Annotated in this window: 13 protein-coding genes; all 13 read right to left on the minus strand. The window is 64.0% G+C overall.

What is annotated here, in order from left to right; translation table 11 throughout:
- Nucleotides 1-6: 6 nt before the first annotated feature.
- Entirely contained in the window at nt 7-1,407 is a 1,401-nt protein-coding gene (locus tag WHH00_RS12670) for an O-antigen ligase family protein (RefSeq protein ID WP_406633248.1), read from the minus strand.
- Complete coding sequence (locus WHH00_RS12675) at nt 1,404-2,990, minus strand: hypothetical protein (RefSeq protein ID WP_406633250.1); 1,587 nt, start codon at nt 2,988-2,990, stop codon at nt 1,404-1,406. The genes WHH00_RS12670 and WHH00_RS12675 overlap by 4 nt, the downstream gene beginning before the upstream one ends.
- Nucleotides 2,987-4,225 carry a hypothetical protein gene (locus WHH00_RS12680; RefSeq protein WP_406633252.1) on the minus strand — a complete coding sequence of 413 codons (1,239 nt, stop codon included), beginning with the start codon at nt 4,223-4,225 and terminating at the stop codon, nt 2,987-2,989. Before WHH00_RS12680 ends, WHH00_RS12675 begins: the two co-directional genes overlap by 4 nt.
- A 110-nt stretch (nt 4,226-4,335) precedes the next feature.
- Nucleotides 4,336-5,154 carry a WecB/TagA/CpsF family glycosyltransferase gene (locus WHH00_RS12685; RefSeq protein WP_406633254.1) on the minus strand — a complete coding sequence of 273 codons (819 nt, stop codon included), beginning with the start codon at nt 5,152-5,154 and terminating at the stop codon, nt 4,336-4,338.
- Entirely contained in the window at nt 5,141-5,644 is a 504-nt protein-coding gene (locus tag WHH00_RS12690) for an adenylyltransferase/cytidyltransferase family protein (RefSeq protein ID WP_406633256.1), read from the minus strand. The genes WHH00_RS12685 and WHH00_RS12690 overlap by 14 nt, the downstream gene beginning before the upstream one ends.
- Nucleotides 5,645-6,165: 521 nt before the next feature.
- A complete protein-coding gene (gene sufU, locus WHH00_RS12695) occupies nt 6,166-6,615 on the minus strand; it encodes a Fe-S cluster assembly sulfur transfer protein SufU (protein WP_406633258.1) in 450 nt (149 codons plus the stop codon).
- Nucleotides 6,616-6,638: 23 nt separating this feature from the next.
- Nucleotides 6,639-7,964 carry a SufS family cysteine desulfurase gene (locus WHH00_RS12700; RefSeq protein WP_406633260.1) on the minus strand — a complete coding sequence of 442 codons (1,326 nt, stop codon included), beginning with the start codon at nt 7,962-7,964 and terminating at the stop codon, nt 6,639-6,641.
- Between the two features lie 467 nt (nt 7,965-8,431).
- Nucleotides 8,432-11,008 carry a LuxR C-terminal-related transcriptional regulator gene (locus WHH00_RS12705; protein ID WP_406633262.1) on the minus strand — a complete coding sequence of 859 codons (2,577 nt, stop codon included), beginning with the start codon at nt 11,006-11,008 and terminating at the stop codon, nt 8,432-8,434.
- A 70-nt stretch (nt 11,009-11,078) separates the two neighbouring features.
- Nucleotides 11,079-13,814, minus strand: coding sequence for a LuxR C-terminal-related transcriptional regulator (locus tag WHH00_RS12710; protein WP_406633264.1), 2,736 nt, complete (start codon nt 13,812-13,814; stop codon nt 11,079-11,081).
- Nucleotides 13,815-13,936: 122 nt separating this feature from the next.
- Nucleotides 13,937-14,527: an aminoacyl-tRNA hydrolase gene (pth, locus tag WHH00_RS12715; protein ID WP_406633266.1), complete on the minus strand. Its 591-nt coding sequence runs from the start codon at nt 14,525-14,527 to the stop codon at nt 13,937-13,939.
- A gap of 111 nt (nt 14,528-14,638) precedes the next feature.
- On the minus strand, nt 14,639-15,259 hold the full coding sequence (locus WHH00_RS12720; protein WP_231457526.1) for a 50S ribosomal protein L25/general stress protein Ctc: 621 nt from the start codon (nt 15,257-15,259) through the stop codon (nt 14,639-14,641).
- A gap of 247 nt (nt 15,260-15,506) precedes the next feature.
- Nucleotides 15,507-16,487: a ribose-phosphate diphosphokinase gene (locus WHH00_RS12725; RefSeq protein ID WP_104185336.1), complete on the minus strand. Its 981-nt coding sequence runs from the start codon at nt 16,485-16,487 to the stop codon at nt 15,507-15,509.
- Nucleotides 16,484-17,968 carry a bifunctional UDP-N-acetylglucosamine diphosphorylase/glucosamine-1-phosphate N-acetyltransferase GlmU gene (gene glmU / locus WHH00_RS12730; protein ID WP_406633269.1) on the minus strand — a complete coding sequence of 495 codons (1,485 nt, stop codon included), beginning with the start codon at nt 17,966-17,968 and terminating at the stop codon, nt 16,484-16,486. The genes WHH00_RS12725 and glmU overlap by 4 nt, the downstream gene beginning before the upstream one ends.
- Between the last annotated feature and the right edge of the window lie 7 nt (nt 17,969-17,975).

Below are 17,975 nucleotides of genomic sequence, written 5' to 3' on the forward strand. Positions count from 1 at the left end.
CCTCTCCTAAATTGTTCCTGGATGCGATGAAGCCTGGCCCGAAGACATTAGGCGGGCTGGACCGAAGGGGGCTTGCCGATGCAGCTTCTTTTCCCGCGCATCTGCCCTGTCAACAGCACTGACCAGGACAGCAACGAGAACCAGGAGCGTTAACGAGGAGAAGTCACAAAGACCGCTCTCACTGACGGACGAAACCATTACGTAAGACATTAGGAAGACAGCAAACGCCCTAGCCGCGAGCCCGGGCGTTGTCAGTGAGTACAGCAAAGCAGCCAAGACTGCCAAGACAACAAGAATCGTCCCGATGGCCCCTGTCTCCCAGAAGGCGTCGAGCCAGCTGTTGTCAATGGGCACGACGTTTATGTCCCCTTGGCCTCGACGAAGGACGATTCTTTTATCCCCGAGACCATGGCCAAACCAAAACAGCAGGGGGTCATACGGCTGACTGAGGATGAAGTCCCATGCAGTCGTGCGCCCAGTCAGGTTCTGCAACTGTTCGGTTTCTTGTCCGCGGAGAGCCCACGCGATGACCGTGGGCATGAATGGCAAGGCTGCGGCAGACGCAGAAATTATTAAGACCAGACCCCGCCGTCCCCCGGGCGAACCTAAGCACGTAAGGAACGCCGCCAACAACGCGAGGACCAGAGCTAACGCAGCCGTCCGAGTATGGCTGAAAACTATAAGTCCTGTTCCAACCGACACCGCCGCGAGCAGCAGCACGAGGTGCAGTTTCCGCTGCGTCCAAAGGATTACGGTCAATCCCACCAGGATCGCGCCTATTTCACCCACCCTGGGCGCCATCATCGGCAGGAATGCACCCACCAACCGAGCAGACTGGAACGGCTTTCCTTCCTGCCACGCCTGCTCAGGGGATAGCGCCGCTCCTGCCAGCACAGTTAGCGCCAGCCCCCCGTACGCGGCCGTGCAGGCATAGATCATCAAGCGGGGGCGCCCTCGAACGACTGGCCAGAGCATCACCGGAACCAGCAAGCCCAAAAGCAATCGCGTTCCCCGGAATGCCGATTCAACGGCATTGGGCTGCAGCACGGAAAAGATCACCACATAGGAGCCGTAAAGCAGGTATAGAGCTGTTGGGCCAGGAACACGGAGTGCTGCCCTTGGCGGCAGCATCATTAGCAGGCAGACGATGCACAGCATCAACAAAGCCCCCTTTAAGGCACTGCTGCCGTCCCCCGCACCTGCAGGATCGGTCCTCGTCCAGGGCTGGACCGTCAGTAGGACAAGCCACCATACGACAAAGAGCACAATAAAGGCCGTGCGGTCATCGAACCGGCCGTGCGCTCCCCGTCCGATTGTCCTGCGTCCGGCCGCTGCATCCGTCAGGGCCGGAATGTTGGCCCTACAGCCGCTCCGAGGGGACTTGGACGTCGTCTTATGAATGGTCACGGCTGGCTTCCCGTGGTAGCACGCTGGTTCTCTGCCCAACCCCATCGGCGGGCTGGTGTACCCCGCAGGCGGTCAATACGAGCCATGCCTGTGGTTTTCCAACTGCGTTCCACACCGGCCAAACTGCCTAGATGCCGCTTTCCTGTGCTGCCCTTTTCGGCTTCGGCAAAAAGGATGGCAACAACTGGAAGGTTGGCGGCGTTCAACTCGTCGAGTGCCTGTTCCAGGTCTTGCACGCGGTCTCTCTTTCGATGGACCACGAGGACTGTAGGTCCGGAGAAGCCCGCTGGCAAGGTGTTATGACGGCCGGCAGCATCAAAGTGGGGACCCGTGGCCAGCAGGAGCAGATCGTATGTTCCGCCAGGCGCGGGGGTGGTTCCGAACACCGCTGCTGCTGTGCAGCCGATCTCGCTATTGACGCTGGCAAGGTCTTGACCGGTGAGGGCATTAAGAGGGGCGGAAGTGCGGTTGCCCATCAAGCGGGACATCTCAGCCCCGGTATCTTCCGGGAGTGCCACTACGGCTACGGATTTGAGATCGCCTTGCCCACCCGCCGCCAGGGCCAGGAGCCCTGCAGCCCCAAATCGTGACGGCGTTAGTGGCCTAACAGCAACCTGCTCGTACGGAACACCAAGTTGGGAGCTGGACTGCGCGACTGACCTTAGAAGCAGCTGCCCGACGGCAGCGATATCCCGCTTGCCGTCCAATTCGAAGATCTCAGCCAGGCCCGTAGCACGTGAAATGTCACGCCGGTCCATAATTCGATCGCTGATTTGACGGCGGATAACGGTAAACGCCAGGCCAGCGAGAAGCCCCACGACCAGGCCCAGAATAACGAACATCGGTGGGGAGAGGGACTCGTCAACATCCTCCGGTGTACCGGGCCGCACTAACGCACCCCCACCATTGAAGCTTTGAACAGCTACATCCAACGCCGCGGCAATAGATTCGGCGGCTCGCGCTGCCCGTTCAAGTTCTTCACGCTTTGCAAGAATGCTCGCCGCGTACCCCGCATTGGATGCCTGGGCGGTTCTGAGCGGCTCATCGAGTGCTGCCGCTGAGTCGAGGCTGTCCCTGGCGGCTGTATGAGCCCGCTGTGCCAGAGCGTTCATCTCGGCCCGGCCGATATCAGCGCGGTATTGAAGGTACGCGGTGGCGACAGCGTTCACGCTAGCTGCTGCGGCCTCGGGCGTTGCTCCCTTAACCGAGATTGAGAGGGAGTTATCCGTGGTGGCGCTTGCTTTTACATTGGACAGGAGTCCAATCCTGCCCGCCTCGTCAAGGTGAAGAGCGTCCGCAGCAACGTCTACGATTTTTGGGCTTGCCACAATGCGAGCTTGGGTTTCAGCCGGCAGTTCAAGGCCAAGTGCGCCCGCTTTGTCAATTGCCGGTTGTACAGCTACCTCCTCCGGCAGGGAGTAGTTGCCAGTTACGAGCTCCGCACGCGCAGTGTAGTTCACGGGATTTCGCAGGGCGAACCCAGCACCAACCAAGCCGCCTAATATCATGACTGACACGATCACCCGCCAGTGCATCCTGAGTAGCTGTTTGGCTTCGTGCCACACGGACCACGAGTCAGTCATCGGGGACCTCTGTTTCTTTCGGTTGAGACCGGCCCCACCGGATGGCGGGATGAACCTTGTTCATTGGCAGGGAATGAATGTGTCGCAAGGACGCGTCTGAACTGCACCTGCCAGAGGGCCGCGTTGATAGCCGCTGCCGCGACAAGCCCCCACGCTGCCCCTTGTACTCCTGCAGTCGCCGCACCGATAACTGAGGAGGCCACACTGATAAGAGACGCGGCCACACGCGTCCACATGCTTGTGCTTGCCGCACACATGCCGCGAAGTCCAACGGCAGAGCCCGTTTTTATCCCGTTAAGCACTTGAACGAGGAACAGGGGCAATACCAGGACTGACGCAGTCAGCCAGCCCTGGCCAACAACTGCAACTCCCCATGACACCGGGAGGGCAGAGACGCTCAGGCCCCAGAGAAAGGCTCCAAATCCGACAAGAACTGAGAACATCGCCATAACTCGGACGAACCTCTTTCGACCCGCAGCTATGGCCCTCGTTGCCTCTGGAACCGCAACAACGCCCACTCCCTGGACAAGAACATTCACCGGTCCTAAGAGAACAAGAACTAGCTTCAGTTCGCCCACTGCGGCGAGGCCGGCAACAGCTCCGACCACAAAGTAAGTAGCCTGCTGGGAGCCGTTGATCGCTGCCCCTTCCACCAGGTAGCGCGGCCACAGACGGCGCTGGGAATGAAGCCAAGACGGTACTTGCTTAAGGCTGGGCACCGTCCGGCATTGCCAGCAACCAACGACGCCCGCCACTGTTGCTGCTGCTCCCCAGGCCAGGATCAGGGTGGCGGCGGTCACTGCGCCAGCGAAAAAGACGGCGGCGAAGGCTGGAATCAGCAGAAGGGCCCATAAAAGATCGTTATTGAACGCGGAGCGGCCACGTCCCGCCGTAAACAGGACCTGCCTGGCGTTATCCTGAACCAGCAACCCTGGGAGAACAAAGCCTAGGCACAAGACGAGCGATCGATGCTCTGCAGGTATCACCAGGCTAAGCAAAGCGGCTAAGGCGACGGATGCCAGTCCGGTTGCCAAGGCCACGCCGAAGACACCAGCACGTGCCTGCTTGAGGGATTCCGGCTCGTTTGTGACGAACCGCACGGCGAAGGGTTCAGCTGAGAGCGCCCGGGACACGCCCAGTGCTAGGCAGTAAGCCGAAAAGGCAAGGGCATAGGCTCCGAAATCTGAGACGCTGACAGAACGGGCAACAAATATGCCCACCGCGAAGTTGGTCATGCTGCTCAGAGCCTGGTCCGCCAGGCCCCAACCGACCCGCCTCATCGCGCCCCGTCGCTCCACCTTTACCGGTCCTCGGCCGGCCGCATTGATGGAGTCAGCAGGTGCCTTCACGGCTGTTCCCTGCCAATCACAAGCCTGGGAGCGTGCCGCAACATGCCGAGGGCGAAGGCGGGGATGGTCCGGGAGTAGCGTCCAGACAACCGGACGGGCTCTTGCGCCAGCCGGAATGCCCATTCAAGGCCGCTGCGCTGCATCCAACGCGGCGCGCGCCTGACCCTCCCGGCATGCATATCGAAGGCCCCGCCGACTCCTACAAGAAGCGACGCAGTCAACTTGCTCCGATATTGGTCCATCCAGCGTTCCTGCTTGGGAGCGCCCAGACCTACCCACACAATCTGGGCACCGGAATCGTTAATCTCCTGGACCATCGCCGTTTCTTCCTGGCAGCTCAACTCGCGAAAAGGCGGTGATTGCCACCCGGCAATTTGAAGATCAGGTATGGTCCGCTTGAAACTTTCGATCATTTCTTCTGCAACAGATGGAGCGCCTCCCAGAAAATACGATGACCATTTTTGCTCCGCTGCCACGCTCAAGAGTGCGGGCATCAGGTCGGGTCCGCAGACCCGGTCCATCCATTCGGCCCCGGCACTTCTGCCCGCCCACACCAGCGGCACGCCGTCCGGGACAGTCATCGTAGACCTGTTGAAAATGTTGCACAGTTCCGGATCCCTACTCGCGTGAAGCAAGGCGTTAACGTCCGTCACGCAGACATAGCCCCGTTCTCCGGCCTCGATGTGCTGGACTAATTTCTGCAGAGCTTGCTCCATGTTGACTGCGCTGACCCCCACCCCGAGGATGTCCACACGATGAGCGGCACCCCCAAGACCAGCGCCGTTGCCGGAAATAGAGTGCTCATGTAATGCCACGTTGGGGCTCCCTTGAAAAGAGACGGGTTGAGGAGTTAGCAAGGCCAGCAGGCGTCATGCCATGTTCGGATTCGGTCACCAGTCCCAGGGCTCGCCGCAAAAGGCTGCTGGAGGTATGGACGGTGTACGGAAAATAGATGACCTCCACGCCCACCTGGCCGAAAGCCACCTCGAGGCGCTGCCCTTCCGGCGTTCCGCGCCAGTCATCCCCCTTGAAAAAAAGGTTGAACCGAAGTTCCTCCCACACCTGCAGCTTGTCCGGCATTTCCTCCGCATACGCCATGTCCACGTAGCTGATATGGCCAACGATCTCAAGGCGTTCGGCAAGTGGTACAACTGGCCGGCGGCCCTTAACCTTCTCCAGATTTTCGTCAGAGACCACGCCGGCAATCAGATAATCGCACTTCGATTTTGCGTGTTTAAGAATGTTGAGGTGCCCTACATGAAATAAATCAAAGGCGCCTGGCGCGTAGCCGATCCTGTGTTCCATCGTCTGCCTCCTTCCCATTTCCGCCCATTACTGCCTGTATCAGCCGTATATAAAAATCACGGCGAAGCCATCGTTACGGCCAGAGAGAATGGTTTGAGAAGGTGAACACGCAGCAGGTGAAAAGATGAGTGCCTGTGGGTCTGCCGCCGAACATGATTTCCGGCGCGGCCAAACGGGTAACCGTATCCATCCTGAGACCTCTTCTGTTGTGGTTCCTCGACTGGGAACAGTCAAGCGTCCAAGTCCAGAAGGTGCACCGGTAGTCGTTACCTGTTTTCGATGCAGCCGTTACGTGTTTGTACTCGGATCAAACAGGGCCATCTACTGGTGTTACAACTCGGCAACGGCGCGTTCTCCTACAGCCTTCCTGCAGATTTGAACGCAAGGAGGGCCGTTCCCACTTGGTGGAAACGGGCGGGCGCCCTTCAAGAAAGAGCGGAACCTTACAAACGTAGCTACTTTCACGTACTACGACGGAAACCAGCTCCCGTTCGGGAAGTGACCTGGTAGCGGGGGTACCGCTAGGCAGCCTGGTTGAGCGCGTCCTCCGCGGCGACCCAGGAAATCATGGCGCACTTGACGCGGGCCGCATAGCGGGCCACCCCTTCAAACGCCGCTGCGTCCCCCAGCAGGTCAGGATCCGCGGCAACCTTCCCGCGTGAGCGCAGGACTTCGCGGAAGCTGTCGATCGCCTTGTGCAGCTCCGCCACCGTCATCCCCTCGGCCATTTCACTGAGCACCGAAGCAGACGCCATGGAGATGGAGCAGCCCGCCCCGTCCCACGAGACCTGGGCCACTTTTCCGTTCTCGACGGCGACCCTCAGGGTGACTTCGTCCCCGCACACCGGGTTGAGCTGGTGCGACTGGCCGGTGGTGGCGCCCTCAGGCGCGTCTGTGCCCGCAAGGCCGCTGCCGTGCCGGGCCTTGGAGTGGTCCAGGATAATCTGCTGGTACAGCTGGTCAAGGCTCATGGTGTTACCTTCGGTCTTCCCTGCTAGGCGCGGAAATAGGCCCGCACGCCGGAGACGGCATCCAGGAACTGGTCGACGTCGTCCGTGGTGTTGTACAGGTAGGCGCTGGCCCTGGTGGTGGCGGTCAGCCCCAGCCTGCGGTGCAGCGGCTGGGCGCAGTGGTGGCCCACGCGCACGGCGATTCCCCGCGAGTCAAGGAACTGCCCCACGTCGTGGGCATGGACACCCTCGACGTCGAAGGCGGCAAGCCCGATCCGCTCCTGGCCCGCGGCGGGGCCCAAGACCCGGATTCCCGGAATCGACTCCAGCCCGGCAACCATGCGCTGGCCGAGCCCGGACTCCCACTGGTGGATCCGGTCCAGGCCCGTCTCCGTCAGGTAGTTCGCTGCTGCGGCCAGCGCCACCGCCTGGGAAATCCGCTGCGTACCGGCTTCGAAGCGCTGGGGTGCGGGAAGGTACTCAGCGCGTTCCATGGTGACGGTGGTGATCATGGAGCCCCCGGTGAGGAAGGGCGGCAGGATGTCCAGCAGTTCCTGCTTACCGTACAGGACCCCGATTCCTGTGGGGGCAAGCATTTTATGGCCGGAAAACACAGCAAAGTCGACGCCGAGTCCCTTGACATCCAGGGGAAGGTGCGGGGCTGACTGGCACGCGTCCAGGACCACCAGCGCGCCGGCTTTCCGGGCCAGTCCCACGAGCTCGGCTACTGGGTTGATGGTCCCCAGGACGTTCGAAGCGTGGGTGAACGCCAGCACCCGGGTCCGGCTTCCGATGATGTCCCCGGCCAGGTCCATGCGGAGTGATCCGGCGTCATCGACGGGGATGTAGCGCAGGGTGGCCCCGGTGCGGAACGCCAGTTCCTGCCAGGGAATCAGGTTGGCGTGGTGCTCCATCTCCGTCACCACAATTTCATCGCCAGGGTTCAGGGCAAGCTCCTTCAGCCCGGCGTCACCCCTGCCCTGGGCAGCCCACAGGCCTGCGTTGGACAACGCATAGCTGATCAGGTTCAAGCCCTCGGTGGCATTCGAGGTCCAGATGGTTTCCGCATAGTCAGCGCCGATAAAGTCCGCGACGGTCTGCCGGGCGTCCTCGAACACCTCGGTGGCCTCCACGGCAAGATGGTGTGCGCCCCGGTGCACCGCCGCATTGCGCTGCTCATAGAATTCCTGCTCGGCTTCAATGACGCTCAGGGGGTTCTGGGAGGTAGCTCCGGAATCGAGGTAGACCAGCGGCCGGCCATTGACCAGTTGGTTCAGGACCGGGAAGTCGTTGCGGATGCGGAGCACCTCGGCGTTATCCATGACCGGCAGGGCGCGCTCCAGCGTGGGCGGCGTTGATACTACGGCCAAGACGTACTCCTTGAGATGCCAACCATGACACTCAATTGTCCCACAGCACGGCTGTGGCGGCCGCCCGGGAGGGGCAGCCGCCACGTCCGCTCCGGGCTTCAGCCCCGCGGATTGGAGGGCCGGCGACGGCTGGGGGGAGAGTCTCGGTCTCAGAAGACTCTGACGTCGCCGGCCCCGTCTGGCCCGGTCACCTTGACCGGAAGCTTGCGAGACCTTGAACTTCTCAGGAGTGGTTTGCGGCCTCTTTGCGGCCGCTTTCTTCACTTCCTTAAGTAAAGCCTGCGGGGCCCGGACATACACGAGTAGGGAGTACTCGAATTCCATGGCGGGGTACTACCGGGACCGGGGGCTGATACCCGGTGGGGCTTTCAGGCGAACCGCCGGCAGCCGTGAGCAACGGCCCCAAAGGGCAGGAAGGAGGTGGCTGCGTCCGCCGAGCAGCCCGGAGCGGGCGTGTGCTGGCCCTGCTACTTGGGAAGCGCCGAGTCCAGCTCGTCCCGGCTGCGCACGCCGAGCTTCACGTAGGTGCGGTACAGGTGTCCCTCCACGGTCCTGACGGAAACCATGAGCCGCTGGGCGATCTCGCGGTCGGTGAGCCCCTGCACGGCGAGCTCAACGATGTCCTGTTCACGGCGGGTGAGATGGACTGCGGGGGCTGCGGCAATGAACCGGCCCTCCCGGAACCGCTCGCCGAGTTCGTGGTCACACTTTTCGCGCTGGGCAACGGCCTGCCGGGAGCGCCGCCGCTCCCCCGCCTGCTCCAGCACCGTGCTGGCACGGGCATAGGCCTCGCGGGCAAGGTTTACGAAGCCGGATTCCTCCAGCGTAGCGGCCGTACCCATCAGGGCATCCCCGTCCGCTGCCTCCCAGTCGGTAGCCAGCTTCAGCATTGCCGCGGCCCAGCGGCCCTCCACGGCGCGGGCCGCGTTCTGCACCATGGGTATCACCGATGCATCCCCCAGGTCCCAGAGCAGTGACAGGAGCTCCAGCAGGGTGCCGGCCCTTGACGAGGCCTCCGTGGTGGTCGCCAGGGTGTGGAGCGCGGCGAGGCCCTTGCCGTCGCGGGCCAGGTACTCCGAAGCGGCCGCACCGTAGGCGCCCGCCAGAAGGTCATGGGCGGGGCCTCCTGCCACCGCGTCCTTGCAGTCCTGTTCCAGCCGCTTTGCCTGGGCAGTGTCACCGAGCCGTGCGGCTACGTAGAAGCCGAGGGCCGAACCGAAGCGGAAAAGCTGCAGTGGATCGCTGAGCCTGAGCGCTTCCACCGCTGGCAGCAACAGCTGGTAGGCCCGCTCCATCCGGCCCTGCCGCAGCATTGAGTAGCCGCGCAACACCTGCAGGCTGCCGTTGAACGTCCCGGTGCCGGCGGCATGTCCCGCCGCGTAGCTTTCGAGTTCACGCTCCGCGGATTCCCACTCGCCCATGGCAAGGTAGCCAATGACCAGCCGCCCCAGGACGAATTCGGAGTAGAAGAACAGGTCGTCCTCAAGTGTCGGCAGCTCGGAAGCTGCAAGCAGCGCGGCGTCGAGCCCTTCCGAGGGCCGGCCGGCGGCGGCAAGGGCGTGCGCCAGGAGCGCCTCGCCAATGGCTTTCAAAGGCTCGCCGGTTTTTCCCGTGGAGCTTCGGCTCCTGGGGTCCGCCACCCGGCTGCAAAGGGCCGGCACGTTGACGTCCGCGCCGGACTGCAGCAGCTGCAACAGATCTTCCTGCCCTTCACGTGTTGCCTCCGGCAACCCCTGGTTGTGCTCCCGCACGTCCTCTGCCAGCGCAGCCAGAGGACGGCCTGCTGCCTGGTGGGCCGATGCCCGCAGCAGCAGGACCGAAGGACCTTGGGAGTCTTCGGCCAGCTGCAGCCAGCTGCCGTCAAGCAGCGCGGCAGCTTCGGCGTAGGCGCCCTCGTTGTACAGGGCGCGCGCCTGCACAGCGTGCGCACGGTGCACAAGTTCGCCGTCCTGCACCTTGGCAGCGATGGTTCGCGCACTGTGGTTCCGGAAGCGGGCCAGTGCCTCGCGTGCGGCATCCAGCATGTCGGCGTCGGACACGCGCAGGCCGCACTCAAGCGACCATTCCACAAACCGCAGCCGGCCTTCCCCGCGGAGGCTGGCAGGGTCCTGGTGCTCCCGGATTTTTTCCAGCAGCTGCAGGCTCCGGGACACGGAAATGGTGTTCCTGATGGCCTTTGCGAACAGCCCGTTCCAGATGGTGAGTTCGGAGGGGACGCCGGAGTTTTCGACAACCATCTGTTGGTCCAGCAGGAAGCGGACAACTGCCGCCCCGCAAATGTCTTCGATCACTTTCCGGCCCACAGGTCCGGCGAGGGCGATGAATTTCAGGGCTTCCTGTTCCTCCGGCCGCCGCCGGAGGTGGTCCTTGGTGACCACAGCCGTGAGGCGGACCCCGTCCGTTGGCAAGGAGCCCAGCAGGACCCAGATTCCATTCCGTTTGGCCAGTATCCCGGACTCCGCGGCGTCATGCAGCAGGGCATCCAGGACGCGCGGATTGCCTCCGGAGGCGCTCCAGACGGCGTCCACTGTGGCGTCAGGGACGGTGCCGTCCAGGACGTGGGCCAGAACTTCCTCGATCTGTTCCCGGTTCAGCGGGCGCAGGTCCACGCGTTCGGCCAGGCCGTCGTACCAGAGCTGGTCCAGCGGTTGTGGCAGGCCCGGACGCGGCCTCGCCGCCGCCACCACTGTTGCCCAGCCGGCTGAAATCAGCTCAGCCACCACGCCGGCGGAATCCTCGTCCAGGTAATGCGCATCATCAACGATGAGCAGGACGGGCGCCCCGTTGCCGGCCTTCACTTCCTCGAAATAGCTCCACATGGACCGCAGGACGGCGACAGGAGAGACCGAATCCTCGGCGGTCAGGTCACCGGTGTACGGGGTGAGGACACCGAACGGGACCGCGGCGAGGGCGGAGCTGCCATGCATCTGCAGCACATTCATTTCCCCGGTAACCCGCTCGGCAATGGCCTCCGTGAGTGAGGATTTTCCGATGCCGGGGCCTGCCATGATGAAAACCGCCTGGCTGCTGCGGTTCCGGACCATGTTGCAGATCCGGTCCAGCGGTTCTTTCCGCCCGGTGAGGAAACGCTGCGTGGTGTTGGGCTTGTGCCCGTTAGACGAGTCCAGTCAGATCACCCCTGGAAGTTACGCCGAGTTTGGTGAAGACCTGGTAGAGGTGGCCTTCAACGGTACGGACTGATACGCCCATCTCCAGGGCGATGTCACGGTTGGAAGCGCCGCGTCCTGCCAGCCGGGCAATCTGGCGCTCCCTGCTGGTCAGCAGCGGGCTTCCGCTGCTGGGCACGATGGGGAGGTTGGCCACGGTGGCTGCCAGGATATCGAGCCGCGCCTGTGCTGTCCGTGCTGTGAGGGAGTCGCCGTCCTGGCGTGCGAAATCCACTGCAAGGGCCATGCACCGGGCTTCCACGGCATCCAGTTCCAGGGTGGCGGCCAGCTCGCCGCCCGCGAGGAGGGTCTTGGCGTCCTTGGTCCTGGTGCCTACGGCGACCAGCCGGGAGATCTCGGCCAGGGGCCCTTGGCGGTGGCCTGCAATCTCCTCGAGCAGGCGGAAATCCGCATCGCTGCCGTTCACGGTGGCGGCAAGCAGGCTGATTCCGGCCAGGGTGAAGCGCCCTGCCTCCATGTGCTGCCGGGCGGACTGCTTCAGCCCGGCAACGGCGTCAGGATCGCCCAGCCACCGGCCCGCCACGAGCGCGCAGAACTCAGCAATGCTTTCGGCGATGAAGCTGGACTTCCCGGATGTCCTCTGAACTTTGGCCAGGTATTTGCGTGCCTGCGCAGCATTGCCGGTCTGGGCATGGGCCAGTGCAATGGCTGCGTAGGCGCAGCGGAGGGCGGCCTGGACGGGCTGGAGCTCCAGCTGCGCTGCCGCGGAGATCAGGGGGTCCAGGGCAGCGGCTCCACGGCCCGAGTAGACGTAGGCGATGCCGGCCACCAGCTCTGTAGCAGCGCTCCGGAAGGGAAGGCTGTGCGGCTCGTCGGTGGCCTGCGGGCCCAGGAGGTCGATGCACCGCCGCCACTGGCCCGCGATCAGCAGCACCAGATAGGCCTCCTTGGTGTACCGCTCGCGGAGGCCGACGATATGGGAGGCGTCGCTGATCTGGCCTCCCAGCTGCCGCATGACGCTGAGCGCATCCATCTCGCGCCCCGTCATGGCCAGCGCGGTCATCAGCAGGATGGCTGCATTCATACGGTGCTCGGTATCCGGGTTCAGCGCTGGGTCCGAGGCCCTTTCAAGGGCGGGAATGATGGCGGCGTAGTCGCCCACGAAGGCCCGGTATTCGAACTCACTCAGTTCCACCCGGTGAACAGCCGCAGCACCAGGCTCCGGCCACGCAGTGCGGTTCGGCGCCTGCTCAAGCCGTTGCCTGGCTTCAGCCAGCAGGTCCGGCACCCTGGCTGCTGCCTCCGGCAGCCACATCATGACCTGCGACTTGGCCGCTATGACGTGGGCGTACTCCCCGGCGTCGAGGCTGTCCAGCTCCGGCTGGGAGATGTCATCAAGAGCGGCCATGGCCTGGACGGGCATGTCCAGCTGAAGGTAGGCGGCGGCCTTCTGGCGCTGCCCGGCGACCCACTCCCGATCCGTCCGGCGAAGCATCTCCGCGTAGGTCAGGGCAAACCGTGGATCGAACAGCTGGACGGCGGCGTCTGCGGCCGCGAGTGCAAGGGCGGGACTCAGGTCCGCCTCGCACTCGTGGGTCCACGCGGCGAAAGCCATCAGTTCCTCAACCGTCATTCCGGCAGGATCGGGTTCCGTGCCGCCCAGGAGCACGCTCCGCAGTTCCCGGCGCCGGGCAATGCTCAGCCAGGTCCGAACCACATCCCCAATGTATTTTTCACGCAGCGACACCCAGCGGTGGTCCGAGGCATCGATCTCCAGCAGCCCGCCGTCCTCCATGTCCGCCACCACTTCGGCGCTGTAGATGGCGGTGAGCCTGGAGAGTTCCACACGGCGGGCGCAGGACAGCATCTCGATGACTTCCCGGATTTCGGGAGTCTCCCTGGACCAGCGGGACCGGACAATGTCGTCAAGGCTGGCAGCGCCGTCGAGCACCACTTTGTCCCGCAGCGTCCAGACGGAATCGGACAGGACGAGGTTCCCGGACAGCTGCTGTTCGGTGACGAGAGCCTTCAGCAGCAGCGGGTTGCCGCCCACCATGTGGTGGTAGGTACTGACCAGCGATGCGGACACCCGGTGGCCCAGGAGCGACAGCAGAACCTGGCGGGTCTGCAGCTCGTTGAGGTTGCTGAGCCGGATTTCTGCGAGGCGGCGGTCCGTCAGCAGCCAGTGGAAGTCCGCCGGGAGGTCACTGATCTTGGGCGCCACGGCGATGATCTTCGCCGTGCCGGTCAGGAGTACGTTCAGCAGTACCCCCGCGCTCATCTCGTCAATGCTTCCGGAGGTGTCCAGGGTGATCACGCAGGGCCTGCCGGCGGCATCGCTGCGGATCAGGGATGTAATGCCGCGGAGAATTGCCGTAGGGGATCCCATGTAGGCCTGCGGGAGCCGGGCCAGGAGGAAGGAGAGGCAGCCGTAGGGCGTGGTGGATCCGGCTGGGCCGCTGCGGAGCTGGAGTGACCACACGTCCGGGCCCAGCTCCATGACCGCTGCCCGGGCAAGCGAGGATTTTCCCACGCCGCGTCCCCCGGTGATGACCACGCCAAGGGAATCGGCGCTGGTGAGGGCGGTACGGACAGATTCGAGGTTTGCGCCGCGGGCAGGGGCAGACCAGGGCTGACCCTCCCGCTTGCCGGAGGTATCCCTGTTCAGCCCAACGTCGTGAGGTGTTGACCCACGTCCCCAGCTGAGTGGCTCGATTGACATGAACTTTTCCCCTACATCCCGCGATAGCGGGATGTAGCCCCATTGCTCCCCCGCATAGGAAGAAGACTACCCCGGGGCACAGACAACGAGACAGGGCCAAGGGCCTTTAAGTTTTCATGTTGCTAACGTTCGGACTTCGCGGGGTGGAACTTCTGTTGCGCTGCGGTCAGGCCATCACGCACCAGGATCTCCACTGCGTCCGCCGCTTCGTCCAGCAGGAAGGGGAGTTCCTTGAGTTCGGCAGTGCCGAAGTCGCGCAGGACATAGTCGGCCGTTTCCATGCGCCCCGGGGGCCGTCCCACCCCTACCCTGACACGAAGGTAGTCCTTGGTGGCCAGGGCCTTGGAGATGTCCCGCAGCCCGTTATGGCCGCCCTCTCCCCCGCCGGTCTTGAGTTTCACCGTATTGAACGGGATGTCGATTTCGTCATGGACAGCCACCACATGGTCAGGGGTGATGCCGTAGAAATTTGCCAGCGCCGCTGTTGGGCCGCCGGAGACATTCATGTAGCTCATGGGTTTCGCCAGCACCACGCGGGGTCCGCCAATGCCCAGGCGTCCTTCCAGGACCTGGGCGCGGGCCTTGTGGCTCTTGAAACCGGCACCCATCCGGGCCGCAAGTTCATCGAGCACCATCTGGCCGACATTGTGCCTGTTGCCTTGATACTGCGCCCCCGGGTTTCCGAGGCCAATGATGAGCCAGGTATCAGTCATGAATCAATCCTAGGGTGGGGTTTTGCCGCGCCCGGCGCCGGTGAAGGGCAGTAGACATGCCAGTGGCCGGACCCCCACAGGAGTCCGGCCACTGGCGGGGAATGCGGCTGATTACTCGGCTGCTGCTTCCTCGGAGGCTGCGGGAGCCTCTTCGGCAGCGGCTTCGGTGCTTTCGCCGGCTTCTTCTTCGGCGATCTCGACAGCTTCCGAGATGTTCACCACGAGCGCCTCGGCGTCGGTGAGCAGGACGGAGCCCTTCGGCAGCACCAGGTCGGAAGCGTGGATGTGCTCGCCGGCTGCGCGGCCTTCGATGCTGACCTCAACGGACTCGGGCAGGTGGGTGGCCTCGGCCTCGAGGGACACCACGGTGAGCTCGAGGTTGTGCACGGTGCCGGGGGCGGTTTCGCCGGAAACGTGGACGGGAACGTCAACGGTCACCTTCTCGCCCTGGCGGACGGTCAGGAGGTCGATGTGCTCGATGATCTGCTTGATGGGATCGCGCTGGACGTCCTTCACCAGGGCCAGGTGGCCTTCGCCGTTGATGTCCAGGGACAGCAGGGCGTTGGCGGTGCGGACGGCCAGGGTGGTGGCCTTTGCCGGCAGGGTGATGTGGATGGGGTCTGCGCCATGGCCGTAGATGACGGCGGGGATGAGGTTGGCCATCCGTGCGCGGCGGGCGTAGCCCTTGCCGAATTCGGTGCGTACTTCTGCTGCGAGCTTCTGCTCAGACATGGAAATCTCCTTGAAAACTAAACGGTGTTCAGCAAGGGCGGAGGTCTGTCGCGACCTTCAACGCCAGGCGGCCGGAGCCATGCCCATCTTCGAAGGGAGATTCAGACCCAGTCGATAACGGAGACCTGCACTCCGGTGACCGCATACACGGTGACCGGCGCTCTCCCTCGCCAAGGTATCGCTGACAAGCTTACCAGCGCCGGTCCTGTTTATTGAAAACGGGACCGGCGCCGGCGGCCGGCAAGCCTTAGGCGTTGCCGTCGAAGAGGCTGGTGACCGAGCCGTCGTCGAAGACCTCACGAACGGCGCGGGCAATCAGCGGCGCGATGGAAAGCACCGTCAGCTGGGGGAACCGCTGGGATCCGGTGAGCGGAAGGGTGTTGGTGACCACTACCTCGCGGGCGCCGGACTCCGAGAGCCGCTTGGCGGCGGGATCGGAGAAGACAGCGTGGGTGGCGGCGATGATGACATCTTTTGCGCCGGCGTTCTTCAGCACCTGGACGGCACCGGAAATGGTTCCGCCGGTGTCGATCATGTCGTCGATCAGGACGCAGGTGCGCCCCTCGATCTGGCCCACCACAGTCTTGGAAACAGCCTGGTTGGGCACCGTAAGGTCACGCATCTTGTGCACGAACGCGAGCGGTGCGCCGCCCAGGCGCTCTGCCCACTGCTCCGCCACCCGCACACGTCCGGTGTCCGGGGAGACCACGGTGACGTTCTCGGCGTCCACCCGGGTGCGGATGTAGTCAGCGAGGAGCGGGATGGCCATGAGGTGGTCCACCGGACCGTCGAAGAATCCCTGGATCTGCGAGGTGTGCAGGTCCACGCTCATGATGCGGTCTGCGCCTGCCGTCTTGTACAGGTCTGCAACCAGACGGGCCGAGATGGGTTCGCGGCCGCGTCCCTTCTTGTCCTGGCGGGCGTAGGGGTAGAACGGCGAGACCACGGTGATGCGCTTGGCGGAGGCGCGCTTCAGGGAATCGATCATGATCAGCTGTTCCATCAGCCAGTTGTTCAGCGGTGCCGGGTGGGCCTGGATGACGAACGCATCGGTGCCGCGGACGCTCTCGCCGGCGCGGACGTAGATCTCGCCGTTGGCGAAGTCGTAGGCGTCCACCGGCAGCAGCTCGGTACCCAGTTCCTTGGCGATTTCCCGGGCCAGCTCGGGGTGGGCCCGCCCGGTGGCGAGCACCAGCTTCTTTTCGCCGCGCGCCGTAATTTCGCTCATGGTTGGTTGCCCTCTTCTGTAGATGCCGGGGTACTTGAGGAATCTTTGGTGGCTGCCTGCGCCAGTTCAGCGGAGCGGGTTCCGGGGCGGTTCGCCGCCACCCAGCCCTCCGTGTTGCGCTGCGCTGCGACAGTAAGCGCGAGCGCTCCCGCGGGCACGTCCTTGCGGATCACCGCGCCGGCGCCGCTGTAGGCGCCGTCCCCCACGGTGACCGGGGCAACGAATACTGTGTTGGAACCCGTGCGGACGCCCGAGCCGATGACCGTGCGGTGCTTCTTCTCGCCGTCGTAATTTGCCGTGATGTTTCCGCAGCCGATGTTGGTGTCATCGCCGATTTCGGCGTCACCGGCGTACCCCAGGTGCGAGAGCTTGGAGCCGCGCCCGATGGTCACATTCTTGGTTTCGTAGAAGGCGCCGATCTTGCCGGTCTCACCCAGCACCGTGCCGGGGCGAAGGTAGGTGAAAGGCCCGACGGCGGCGTCCGCGCCGATGACAGCCCCGGAACCATGGGTGCGGGTCACGGTGGCGCCCTCACCGATGGTGACGTCCGTCAGGGTGGTATCGGGTCCGACGACGGCGTCCCGGGCCACGGTGGTGGTGCCGTGAAGCTGCGTATTGGGGAGGATGCGGACATCCTCGTCAAGGGTCACCGACGAGTCGATCCAGGTGGTTGCGGGGTCCACTACCGTGACGCCGGCACGCATCCAGGCCTCCACCGTGCGGCGGTTCAGCTCGGCGCCGAGGGCGGAGAGCTGGACGCGGTCATTGGCGCCTTCCACTTGCCAGCGGTCCGCGGTGACCACGGCGGCCACGCGGCCACCCGACTCGCGGGCCAGGCCCAGCACATCCGTCAGGTACTTTTCGCCCTGTGAATTGTCCGTGGTCACGTGGGCCAGGGCATCGCGGAGGACTGCTGCGTCGAAAGCGTAGATGCCTGAATTGACCTCCCGGATGAGCCGCTCTGCCTCAGAGGAGTCCTTGTGCTCACGGATGCCGGTGACCGTTCCATCCTCACCGCGGAGGATTCTGCCGTAGCCTGTGGCGTCGTCCAGGACGGCCGTCAGCACGGTGACGGCGTTGGCCTCCTTCTCGTGGGTGGCCACGAGTTCAGCAAGCAGGGCACCGGAGAGCAGCGGCACGTCGCCGTAGGTCACCACCACTGTGCCCGCCAGGGGCTGGGTGGCGTCGAGGGCCTGGAGGGCCACTTCCACGGCACGGCCGGTGCCCGGGATGTCATCCTGGTCCACGATCACCGCCGCCGGGTCCACGTCCGCGAGGTGGCGCGCCACGAGGTCGCGTTCATGGCGGACCACGATGGCCAGTTGCCGGGGGTTGACGCTGCGGGCCGCCATGAGAGCGTGGGCCACCATGGACCTGCCGCCGATCTCATGCAGGATCTTGGGGGTACGCGACTTCATCCGGGTACCGGCGCCTGCCGCCAGGACGATGACTGCGGCCGGGCCGGTGTTCTCGGGGATCACGTACGGG

This window comes from Pseudarthrobacter quantipunctorum (assembly GCF_045291495.1).
In the GTDB taxonomy this organism is placed as follows: domain Bacteria; phylum Actinomycetota; class Actinomycetes; order Actinomycetales; family Micrococcaceae; genus Arthrobacter; species Arthrobacter quantipunctorum.

Bases quoted from the DNA above. Each gene is read 5' to 3' on its own strand.
- WHH00_RS12675 (WP_406633250.1), bottom strand. From the start codon at position 2,990: ATGACTGACTCGTGGTCCGTGTGGCACGAAGCCAAACAGCTACTCAGG.
- WHH00_RS12680 (WP_406633252.1), bottom strand. From the start codon at position 4,225: ATGACCAACTTCGCGGTGGGCATATTTGTTGCCCGTTCTGTCAGCGTC.
- WHH00_RS12690 (WP_406633256.1), bottom strand. From the start codon at position 5,644: ATGGAACACAGGATCGGCTACGCGCCAGGCGCCTTTGATTTATTTCAT.
- sufU (WP_406633258.1), bottom strand. From the start codon at position 6,615: ATGAGCCTTGACCAGCTGTACCAGCAGATTATCCTGGACCACTCCAAG.
- WHH00_RS12705 (WP_406633262.1), bottom strand. From the start codon at position 11,008: ATGGTCCGGAACCGCAGCAGCCAGGCGGTTTTCATCATGGCAGGCCCC.
- WHH00_RS12710 (WP_406633264.1), bottom strand. From the start codon at position 13,814: ATGTCAATCGAGCCACTCAGCTGGGGACGTGGGTCAACACCTCACGAC.
- pth (WP_406633266.1), bottom strand. From the start codon at position 14,527: ATGACTGATACCTGGCTCATCATTGGCCTCGGAAACCCGGGGGCGCAG.
- WHH00_RS12720 (WP_231457526.1), bottom strand. From the start codon at position 15,259: ATGTCTGAGCAGAAGCTCGCAGCAGAAGTACGCACCGAATTCGGCAAG.
- WHH00_RS12725 (WP_104185336.1), bottom strand. From the start codon at position 16,487: ATGAGCGAAATTACGGCGCGCGGCGAAAAGAAGCTGGTGCTCGCCACC.